At 64.1% G+C, this 8,584-nt stretch carries 10 protein-coding genes and 1 pseudogene; 4 read left to right on the top strand and 7 right to left on the bottom strand.

Features of this window, described 5'->3' with window-relative positions; translation table 11 throughout:
* A partial coding sequence (locus YU9_RS0137760; RefSeq protein ID WP_027577341.1) for an IS3 family transposase occupies positions 1-212 on the bottom strand: 212 nt, incomplete at its 3' end.
* Positions 213-294: 82 nt separating this feature from the next.
* On the opposite strand from YU9_RS0137760, the gene YU9_RS43920 reads away from it, so the two are divergent.
* Positions 295-588 carry a hypothetical protein gene (locus YU9_RS43920; RefSeq protein WP_084299218.1) on the top strand — a complete coding sequence of 98 codons (294 nt, stop codon included), beginning with the start codon at positions 295-297 and terminating at the stop codon, positions 586-588.
* A gap of 4 nt (positions 589-592) precedes the next feature.
* Here YU9_RS43920 and YU9_RS0137750 read toward each other — a convergent pair whose 3' ends face one another.
* Together YU9_RS0137750 and YU9_RS51335 are read right to left on the bottom strand one after the other, a co-directional pair.
* Complete coding sequence (locus YU9_RS0137750; protein ID WP_027577340.1) at positions 593-952, bottom strand: hypothetical protein; 360 nt, start codon at positions 950-952, stop codon at positions 593-595.
* A gap of 133 nt (positions 953-1,085) precedes the next feature.
* Positions 1,086-1,528 (bottom strand): annotated as a pseudogene (locus tag YU9_RS51335) (RbsD/FucU family protein).
* Positions 1,529-1,693: 165 nt separating this feature from the next.
* Between YU9_RS51335 and YU9_RS0137740 the strand changes: the two are divergent.
* Positions 1,694-3,445 (top strand): caspase family protein, encoded by a 1,752-nt coding sequence (locus YU9_RS0137740; RefSeq protein ID WP_027577339.1) that lies wholly within the window; start codon positions 1,694-1,696, stop codon positions 3,443-3,445.
* Between the two features lie 162 nt (positions 3,446-3,607).
* On the opposite strand, the gene YU9_RS0137735 is transcribed toward YU9_RS0137740, so the two are convergent.
* The 4 genes from YU9_RS0137735 to thiD form a co-directional block, all read right to left on the bottom strand.
* Positions 3,608-4,591, bottom strand: a complete 984-nt coding sequence (locus YU9_RS0137735) for a threonine/serine dehydratase (RefSeq protein ID WP_027577338.1) — start codon at positions 4,589-4,591, stop codon at positions 3,608-3,610.
* Between the two features lie 158 nt (positions 4,592-4,749).
* On the bottom strand, positions 4,750-5,793 hold the full coding sequence (locus tag YU9_RS0137730) for a glycosyltransferase family 1 protein (protein ID WP_027577337.1): 1,044 nt from the start codon (positions 5,791-5,793) through the stop codon (positions 4,750-4,752).
* Positions 5,793-6,605 carry a UDP-2,3-diacylglucosamine diphosphatase gene (locus YU9_RS0137725; RefSeq protein ID WP_027577336.1) on the bottom strand — a complete coding sequence of 271 codons (813 nt, stop codon included), beginning with the start codon at positions 6,603-6,605 and terminating at the stop codon, positions 5,793-5,795. The genes YU9_RS0137730 and YU9_RS0137725 overlap by 1 nt, the downstream gene beginning before the upstream one ends.
* A 353-nt stretch (positions 6,606-6,958) precedes the next feature.
* Positions 6,959-7,759, bottom strand: a complete 801-nt coding sequence (gene thiD, locus YU9_RS0137720; RefSeq protein WP_027577335.1) for a bifunctional hydroxymethylpyrimidine kinase/phosphomethylpyrimidine kinase — start codon at positions 7,757-7,759, stop codon at positions 6,959-6,961.
* Positions 7,760-7,888: 129 nt separating this feature from the next.
* On the opposite strand from thiD, the gene YU9_RS0137715 reads away from it, so the two are divergent.
* Positions 7,889-8,134, top strand: a complete 246-nt coding sequence (locus YU9_RS0137715; RefSeq protein ID WP_018642903.1) for an Lrp/AsnC family transcriptional regulator — start codon at positions 7,889-7,891, stop codon at positions 8,132-8,134.
* A 123-nt stretch (positions 8,135-8,257) separates the two neighbouring features.
* On the top strand, positions 8,258-8,584 hold a 327-nt coding region (locus YU9_RS50890; protein WP_027577334.1), incomplete at its 3' end, for an IS5/IS1182 family transposase.

Raw genomic sequence — 8,584 nt, 5'->3', positions numbered from 1 at the left:
CGCAACCGCTCGATCTCCTGCTGCTCCGGCTTCATCTGCCCGTGGCCGGGAAAGGCCTGCACCGGATCGGAGCCGAACTCTTTCACCCATTTGCGCAGAACGTTCTCATGAACATCCAGGTCGCGCCCGGCCTGCGCCACCGACACCCCACGCTCCCTAACCAGCTTGACCGCCTCGATCTTGAACTCGCGACTGAACTTCCGTCTCTTCATCGCCCACCTCCGGCTTCATGAAACACCTAATCTCGGTGTCCATCAAACCGGCAGCAGCTCAGTCGGTCCAAAAGAGCTGGAGTTGATTCAGAAATCAGGCATGCGCGAGTTTCCGCCGCGCCTGCCTGACCAGCCGATCTTCTATCCGGTGCTGACGGAAGCTTACGCCATCAAGATCGCGCGGGATTGGAATGTCCCGGCGAGCGGCTCGGGCTTCGCGACCCGCTTTGCAGTCAAGCGCAGCTTCATCGAAAAATACGATGTGCAGGAGGCGGGGGGACGCTCACATCAGGAGTACTGGATTCCGGCTGAGGACCTCGATGCGTTTAATGCCGCAATCGTCGGCTTGATCGAGGTCGTCCGCAGCTTTCCCTAGCCGCTCACCCGCAATTCCACACCGCCCCGATCGGAGTCCGCGTCCAGCACGGGCCAAAGCTGCCACCATTGTAGCGGCCGCCGTTGAAGCCGGGGCGGCCGAAATAGTGCCACTCACCATCCCAGCGGTAATACTGAGGAACCGGGTCGATGTACCAGTGGCGCCGGTCGGCGCGCGACAGGCGGCGCATCGCGTCCTTCTGCTTGTAGAGCGGGATGCTGTTGCTCAGCGGCTGACGATAACCCGGCAGGAAACCGTAGCCCTTCCAGACCGGATTGGGGCGCTTTTGCACGGGCCCAGCGGGCGCGACAGCGGGCAGCAGCGACAGGATGATGGCAACAGATAGACACACAAGGCGAGACATGGATCGACCATAGTCGCTCGCCTAATGCAAGGCCATTCAAATCCGAGTGCCGATTATCGCCATGCGCAAGACCATCGCAAGCGATGATCGCATCCGCTTTGCATCACGCGGTGCGTCGATCGAACGCATCCCGCTAGCTGATCACGCCCTTGCGGATCAGGAAGCAGCCATAGCCCCTGCTGTCGCCGACCTGCACGACGCCAAACCCCGCCGCTGCCGCGCGATAAAAATCGGCCCGTGAGAGCTTGCCGGGCGTGACGGGTCGGCCTGCGGCGCGCTCGATCTCCGCCAGCACGGCGTGCTGTACCTCGGGGACGCGGTCGGGATCGTCCACCGGCATCATCACCCGCACCGGATCGGGATCGAAATCGTCGAGCGGATAGACCGACATGATGGCGCGGATGCAACCTCCATGCTCATGCCCGGCAGCTGGATCAGGCGCTGCGATGAGGTGCTCTGCGCGATGCGGGTGGCCGGGTGATTGGCATCGACGAAAACGAAGTCGTCGCCATGGCCCATTGCGGCGAGCAGCCAGAGCAGGTCCGGCGTCAGGATCGGATCGATCGATTTCAGCATGTGATGGGCTATCCTCCCAATCAATCGCTCACCATAGCAGGTTCCGAGCGTGATTCAGATCACGTACGCGGCCATGGTGATGGGGATCACGGACCACAAGCTCGAACGCGGCCAAGCTTCCTCGCAACCAATCTCGCATCGAGATGAGTGCCAAAGGAGCACGCCATGTTCCGCCTAAAGCCTTTTTTGATGACTGCGGGTCTCTTGGGAAGCCTGTTCGGCTTCGCCTGCGGCCCGGTTTCCGCGCAAGTCACCCCGGCCCAGCCGGCTCCCACTGCCCTGCAAGGCCCGGAGCAGCGGGTGGCGCTGGTGATCGGTAATGCGCATTACCAGAATGCGCCACAACTTGCGAACCCCGACGATGACGCGCAATCGATGGCGCAGTTCCTGAACTCCGCCGGGTTCGAAGTGGTCGCCGCGACCGATCTGACCCAGAACGACATGCTCCGCGTCGTCCAGGACTTTTCCGCCAAGGTCGCCTCGCGCGGTCCGAACACGGTGGCAATGGTGTATTACGCCGGTCACGGCGTGCAGCTCGCCGGTGAGAACTATCTCGTTCCCGTCGACGCCAAGGTGTCCAGCCCGACCGAGCTCGTTAACAATTCGGTACGCCTCGTCGACGTGATGTCGACGCTGGAGACGATCCCAAGCCGCATGCGCATCGTCATCCTCGATGCCTGCCGCAACAACCCGTTCCCTCAAGTCAACGACGCCGGCCGGGGCCTCGCCATCGTCGATGCGCCGAACGGCTCGATCGTCGGCTACTCGACCGCGCCGGGCGCCGAGGCGCTCGACGGCACCAGTGGTCACAGCCCTTACACGCAGGCCTTCCTGAACATCGCGCGCGAGCCCAACGTGCCGATCGAGCAGCTGTTCAAGCGCGTGCGCCTGCAGGTCAACCAGACCACCAGCGGTGCGCAGATCCCGTGGGAGAGCTCCTCGCTCACGAGCGACTTCACCTTCTTCGGTGACACCGCGGTTGCCGCCAGCCGTGCGCCGGTGAACACGCCCGTCGTGCAGATGGCCTCCAACCTGCCGAGCCGCTCGACGCGCCAGGCCTATGACTACGTCGTGTCCGAGGGCCGTCCGGAATACTATCAGGAGTTCATCCAGATGTATCCGCACGATCCGCTGTGCGACCACATCCGCTGGCTGCTGAAGAACCTGCTGATCTCGCAGGCCTGGCACAAGGCGGTGCTCGTCAACTCGCCGCTCGCCTACAAGAGCTTCTATGACAGCTACGGCAACAGCCCCTATGCGCAGGTCGCGCTGAAGCTGCAGGCGCAGCCGAAGCAGATCCCACTGATGCAGGCGACCAAGTTCCTGGCGCCGCAGAACATTGCCCCGACCATCAAGATCGGCAATCTCGGCCAGCCCAAATACATGCCGCTGATGCAGCAGGGCAATGGCGCGCAGGTGAACGGCAACCTTCCGATCGTGCAGAAGCCGATCGACGGCAACGCCATCGGCAAGCTCGGCAATGGCGGCCAGGTCGTCAACCTGCCCGCGGGCAACAACCAGCCGAACCCGCAGAACGGCACGCCGTCGCAGACCCCGGGCAAGATCGTCACGCTGCCCGCGCCGACCAACACGACCAACGGCAAGGGCGCCCCGGGCAAGATCGTGAGCATGCCGGTGAATGTCGGAAAAGGCGGCACGAAGATCGACGTGAAGCCGGTCAATGTTCAGACGCAGAACCAGCCGATCCGCATCAATAACGGCAACACCGGCGTCGTGAAGCCCAACAACAATCCGGTGAGCAAGGTGCAGGTGCAGAACAACATGCAAAACAACCGTCCGCAGCTCAACACGATGCCGAACCGCATGGTCAACAGCAGCAACAACTTCCGGCAGTCGATGAACCAGGCGCCGAGCATGAACGGTGGCGGCAACCGCCGCGGCGGCTTCATGCACTGATCGCGCTGAAAGCGCAGACGACAAAGGGGTAGAGCGGCGACGCTCTACCCCTCCCTCATGTCAGCTCCCAATGTCAGCTCCCAATGTCAGCTCCCAACGTCGTCATTCCGGGATGCGCCGAAAGGCGCAGGCCCGGTATCCATGGTGCGGAAGAGTTGACGGCTAGGCGACCAACTCGGCGAACAGATCCGCGTCGACATTGCCGCCGGAGAGCACGATGACGACGTTCTTGCCCGTGACGTCGAGACGCCCCGCAAGCAGTGCGGCAAGGCCCACCGCGCCGCCGGGCTCCACCACGAGCTTGAGCTCGCGATAGGCGAACGCAACGGCAGCTCCCACTTCAGCATCCGACGCCGTGACGCCGCGCGCGAGCAGCTTGCTGTTGATCGCAAACGTCATCTCGCCGGGCATCAAGGCCATCAGCGCGTCGCAGATGGTGCGGCCTGCAGGCGGATGCGGCTCGCGATGGCCGGCGGTCAGTGAGATGCCGTGATCGTCGAATGCCTCAGGCTCGGCCACCACGATCTCGGCTGACGGATAGCGCGCCTTCACCGCCGTGGCGACACCCGCGATCAGGCCGCCGCCGGAGGCCGGCGCCACCACGATGTCGGGGCTGAGGCCAAGCGTCGCCATGTCTTCCGCAATCTCACGGCCGGCGGTGCCCTGCCCTGCGATCACGAAGGGATCGTCATAGGGTTTTACAAGCGTCGCGCCGCGCTTCTCGGCGATGCCACGCGAGATCGCCTCGCGGTCGTCCTTGTCACGATCATACAGCACCACCTCGGCGCCGTAGGACTTGGTGCGCTCGCGCTTCGACAAAGGCGCATCCGCCGGCATCACGATGGTTGCCTGCATGTCGAGGATCTTTGCCGCGGCCGCCACGCCCTGGGCGTGGTTGCCGGAGGAGAACGCGACGACGCCGCCGGCGCGCTTGTCCTGCGGGATCGAGAACACTTTGTTGAAGGCACCGCGGAACTTGAAGGAGCCGGTGCGCTGGAGCATCTCCGGCTTCAAGAACACTTTCGCACCGACGCGCTCGTTGAGCACGGGGAAGGACAACAGCGGGGTGCGGATGGCGTAAGGCGCGATCACGCGCGCTGCGGCATCGATGTCGGCGGGGCCGACCGGAAGGAGCTGTTCGGTCATGGCGGAATGTTATCGCGGCCGATGAGGCCCGGGCAAGACACCTCCGCGAGAGGATTTTCCCCGTAGCGTTTTCGAGCGAAGTGGATACCGGTTCGCGTGAAGAAAACGCGTCAAAACAAGAATCTAGAGCTATTTCGATCCATCGGATCGAGATAGCTCTAGGCGACCTGGCGCGGCTGTTCCACGCCGGCCCGGCCGGGCAGCACCGCCCCGACCGCCAAAATGCTGTCGATGAAGACCCGCGCCGAGGCTTCCCAGGTGTAGTTGGCGGCGAACGCGACGCAATCCTGCCGGGAGATGTCGAGCGCGGCGAAGCAGGCATCGCGCAGATCGTGATCGAGCGCGCCGACCGGCGCATCGCCGATCACGTCGCGGGGTCCCTTCACCGGGAAGGCCGCGACCGGCAGGCCGCTGGCGAGCGCCTCCAGCAGGACCAGGCCGAACGTATCGGTCTTGCTCGGGAACACGAACACGTCGGCGGCCGCATAGATATCGGCCAGTTCCTCGCCGTGCTTCTCGCCGAGGAAGATCGCATCGGGATAGGCCTCTTCCAGCGAGGCGCGCGCCGGGCCATCGCCGACGACCACCTTGGTGCCGGGCAGGTCGAGGTCCAGGAACGCCTCGAGATTCTTCTCCACTGCGACCCGGCCGACCGACAGGAACACGGGTGCAGGCAGGCAGAGATCAATGACGCGGGGACGGAACAACCTTGTGTCCACGCCGCGCGGCCACAGCACGACATTGTCGAAACCGCGCTCGGTCAATTCGCGCGCGAGCGCAGGGGTCGCCGCCATGACGGCGCGGCTGGGGTTGTGGAATCGCCGGAGCGCCCGCCAGATCAGCGAGCCCGGCACCGGGACGCGTGCGCGGACATATTCGGGAAAGCGGGTGTGGAAGCTGGTCGTGAACGGCAGCCTTCGCTGGCGGCAATAGCGGCGGACCATCAGGCCGATCGGCCCTTCGGTCGCGATGTGGATGCTGTCCGGGCGCGCCTCTTCGATCAGCCTCGCGATTCGCGCCGGCCGCGGCATCGCGAGGCGCACGTCGCGATAGCTCGGCATCGCAAAGGTGCGGAACGATTGCGGCGTCAGGAACGAGAATTCGACGCCGAGGCTTTTTCCGGCGTCAGCAAGCTTGGTCAGCGTCCGAACCACACCGTTGACTTGCGGGTGCCAGGCGTCGGTCGCGACCAGGATGCGCATCAGGCAGCCCTTGCCGCGACCTGTGGCACCTGCGCCGGCCTTCGCAACTGATCCGCCCAGGTGATGATCTCGAAATGGCCGTCGTCATGCTCGACGAGCGCCGTGCAGCTCTCGACCCAGTCGCCGCAATTCATGTAGCGGATGCCAGCCTCGTCGCGGATGACGGCGTAGTGGATATGGCCGCAGATCACGCCGTCGGCCTCGTGCCGCCGTGCCTCGGCGGCGAGCGCCTGCTCGAACGCGCCGATATAGTTGACGGCGTTCTTGACCTTCTGCTTGGCCCATTGCGACAGCGACCAATAGGGCACACCGAACATGCGCCGGAAGAAGTTGACGAAGCGATTCATCTGGATCGCGAAGTCGTAGGCCTTGTCGCCGAGATGGGCGAGCCAGCGCGCGTTCTGCACCACGAGGTCGAAGATGTCGCCGTGGATGACGAGATAGCGCTTGCCGTCCACGCCGGTGTGAACCGTGTTCTCGACCACGTCGATGCCGCCGAAATGCGTGCCGTAATAGTTGCGCAGGAACTCGTCGTGATTGCCGGGAATGTAGATGACCTTGGCGCCCTTGCGGGCCTTGCGCAAAAGCTTCTGGACGAGGTCGTTATGCGATTGCGGCCAGTGCCAGCTCGATTTCAGCGCCCAGCCGTCGACGATGTCGCCGACGAGATAGATCGTGTCGGCATCATGGTAGCGCAGGAAGTCGAGCAGAAGGTCGGCTTGAGAACCGCGGGCTCCGAGATGAACGTCGGAGATGAACAACGTGCGAAAGCGCCGCTCCGGGCTCTCGTCACTCACATCGTAACTTCCCATGCGCCAGCCTGTAACAATGTCCCGTGACAGGGGGATGACCGATTGAACCCTCGAGGCCCTCAGATACGAATCAAACTTCGCCTCGCCCTCTCCCCGCGAATATCAGTCGCATGCGACAATCAGGCGACATGGCGCCGCAGGGACTGCCCGCAATAACCCTGCCCTCCCCTGGTGGGCAGGGTGATCGCATTTGAGCCTTCGCAGAGGTCGTCATGCCCGGGCTTGTCCCGGGCATCCACGTTCTTCGTGCTGTGTGGCAAGGCGTGGATGGCCGGGACAAGCCCGGGCATGACGATGTGGAGACTATCCTGCCCCAAAAGTGCCCTGCGGCCGCGCTGCCGCCACCGCCCGCGTCAGTAGAACTTGTGGAAATGATGGATCGGCCCGTGGCCGCGCCCGACGCTGAAGCGATTGGCGGCGCCGATCGCGGCGCTGATCCAGGCCTTGGCGTTGCGGACGGCGTTTTCCATATCCTCGCCCTTGGCCAGCCCCGCGGCGATGGCCGAGGACAACGAGCAGCCCGTGCCATGGGTGTTCTTGGTGGCGACGCGCGGCGCGGCGAGCGCGATCGTGGTGTCGGCACCGATCAGATAATCGATGCTCTCCGCGCCCTCCCCATGCCCGCCCTTGACCAGGACGGCGCGGCAGCCGAGCGACAGCAGGCGGCGCCCCTGACGTTCGATCTCGGCCTCGCTTGCCGCCACCGGCTCGTCGAGCAGAGCCGCGGTCTCCGGCAGGTTCGGCGTGATCACGGCGGCCAGCGGGATCAGCTTGGTGCGCAGGGCGTCGACGGCCTCAGAGGCCAGCAGGCGGTTGCCGGATGTCGCCACCATGACTGGATCGAGCACGACGTGGCGGGGCGCCCAGCGCGACAGCGCGACCGCGATGGCATCGATGCTGGCGACTTGGGCCACCATGCCGATCTTCGCCGCGCCGATGTCGAGATCGGAGAACACCGCGTCGATCTGTGCGGTGACGAACTCGGCCGGCACCACGTGAATGCCGGTGACGCCGCGCGTGTTCTGCGCCGTCAGCGCCGTGATCACCGAGGCGCCGTAGACGCCGAACGCTGCAAAGGTCTTCAGATCCGCCTGTATACCGGCGCCGGCGCTGGAATCGGAGCCGGCAATAGTGAGCGCAACGGGCGTCGTCATCTTGCGGTTTTCCGGGTTTTCGCAGTCATCACCCGTCCTAGCGCGCACCCTGGTGGCCTGCAAGTTCGCTTGCTAAATCCGGCTGGTTTTGGCCTATTATCTGCCAGATACGCTTTCGGAGTGCCCGCGATGGTTCCTTTCTTCGTTCAGATCAAATGCAAGCTCGGCCAGTCCTATACGGTGGCCAACGCGCTTGCAGAAGCCGAGATCGCCTCCGAGATCTACTCCACGGCCGGTCAGTACGACCTCCTGGTGAAGTTCTACGTCGACAAGGACACCGATATCGGCCATTTCGTGAATGAGAAGGTGCAGGTGTTGCCGGGCATCCAGGACACCCTCACCATCATCACCTTCAAGGCGTTCGGCACGGGCTAGACCTGCAACACCAAAGTTGGGTTGGTTGGATCGATGCAAGCCGAGAGGTCACCTCTCCCGCTTGCGAGAGCTTTGCATTATTCGCGAATCTGCGATTCCCTAGACCGATTGGAGGGGATGGGAATGGCATATCGGCAGGNGGGGCAACCGAGCTTTGCGGACGCGCTGGCGTCGTCGCGGCGCGGAAAAGGCAATCCGGTGCTGAGGCGGATCAGCGATCTGGTGGATTGGACCGCCGTGGAGCACGTGCTGGGCGGTCTGCCGGAACCGGAGCGCGGGGCGCCGCCGTACCCGCGGCTGGTGATGTTGAAGGCGTTGCTGCTGCAGCAATGGTATGGACTGTCCGATCCGGAGCTTGAAGAGGCGCTGGATGACCGCGCCTCGTTCCGCGACTTCTGCGGCTTTGTGCTGGACGACGCAACGCCCGACCACGCAACGATCTGGCGCTTC

Source organism: Bradyrhizobium sp. WSM1743, from assembly GCF_000473065.1.
Lineage (GTDB): Bacteria > Pseudomonadota > Alphaproteobacteria > Rhizobiales > Xanthobacteraceae > Bradyrhizobium.
This window is presented reverse-complemented; position numbering and strand designations above follow the sequence as displayed.

Bases quoted from the DNA above. Each gene is read 5' to 3' on its own strand.
- YU9_RS0137750 (WP_027577340.1), bottom strand. From the start codon at position 952: ATGTCTCGCCTTGTGTGTCTATCTGTTGCCATCATCCTGTCGCTGCTG.
- YU9_RS0137740 (WP_027577339.1), top strand. From the start codon at position 1,694: ATGTTCCGCCTAAAGCCTTTTTTGATGACTGCGGGTCTCTTGGGAAGC.
- YU9_RS0137735 (WP_027577338.1), bottom strand. From the start codon at position 4,591: ATGACCGAACAGCTCCTTCCGGTCGGCCCCGCCGACATCGATGCCGCA.
- YU9_RS0137730 (WP_027577337.1), bottom strand. From the start codon at position 5,793: ATGCGCATCCTGGTCGCGACCGACGCCTGGCACCCGCAAGTCAACGGT.
- YU9_RS0137725 (WP_027577336.1), bottom strand. From the start codon at position 6,605: ATGGGAAGTTACGATGTGAGTGACGAGAGCCCGGAGCGGCGCTTTCGC.
- thiD (WP_027577335.1), bottom strand. From the start codon at position 7,759: ATGACGACGCCCGTTGCGCTCACTATTGCCGGCTCCGATTCCAGCGCC.
- YU9_RS0137715 (WP_018642903.1), top strand. From the start codon at position 7,889: ATGGTTCCTTTCTTCGTTCAGATCAAATGCAAGCTCGGCCAGTCCTAT.